Consider the following 828-nt stretch of genomic DNA (forward strand, 5'->3'; position numbering starts at 1 on the left):
GGATGTTGCCCTCCAGGGCGTAGGCGGGTGTGCCGTCGTCCCAGGCGATGGTCAGGCAGAGGGGTGAGTGTGCCGCCTGCGCCGGGGTGTCGATCAGGCCCATGACGGACGAGCCCGTGCCGTACGTCACCTTCACGCTGCCGGGTGCGGAGACGCCGTGACCGAAGAGGGCGGCATGCGAGTCGCCCAGCACGGCGCACACCGGGGTCCCGTCCGGCACTGCCGACAGCCCTCGCGCGGCGGGGAACGGGCCCGTCGAGGCGACGATCCGGGGCAGCACCTCACGGGGTACGCCGAAGACGTCCAGGAGCCGTTCGTCCCAGTCCCGGGTGCGTACGTCGAGGAGCTGGGTGCGGGAGGCGTTGCCGATCTCGATGATGTGGCTGGTGTGCCCGCTCAGCCGCCACAGCAGCCAGGAGTCGACGGTGCCCAGGCACAGCTCGCCGCGCCGGGACCGGGTGCGGTCCGGGTCGTACGTGTCGAGGAGCCATTGCGCCTTCAGGGCGCTGAACATCGGGTCCAGGGGCAGACCGGTCGTCGTGCGGACGAGCGGGCCCCGTCCTTCGGCGAGCAGCCTGGCGCAGGCGGGAGCCGTCCGGCGGTCCTGCCAGCCGAGGACCGGCCCGAGCGGCTGCCCGGTGGCTCGGTCCCAGAGCAGGCACGACTCCCGCTGACTGGACACTCCGATGCCGACCACCTGTGCGCCGTCCAGTCCGTCCCGTCCGGCCAGGCACGCCTCGACGGCTCGGGTCACGCTGCGCCAGATCTCCTCGGCGGACTGCTCCACCCAGCCGGGGTGCGGATGCGCGGCGCTGATGGGTACGGACG

Annotated in this window: 1 protein-coding gene; it reads right to left on the minus strand. The window is 72.8% G+C overall.

Translation table 11 applies throughout. The features are described from left to right. A partial coding sequence (locus CCN37_RS38440; RefSeq protein ID WP_246843645.1) for an FGGY family carbohydrate kinase occupies window positions 1–828 on the minus strand: 828 nt, incomplete at both ends.

It is taken from the genome of Allokutzneria sp. NRRL B-24872 (genome assembly GCF_002155965.1).
GTDB lineage: Bacteria > Actinomycetota > Actinomycetes > Mycobacteriales > Pseudonocardiaceae > Allokutzneria.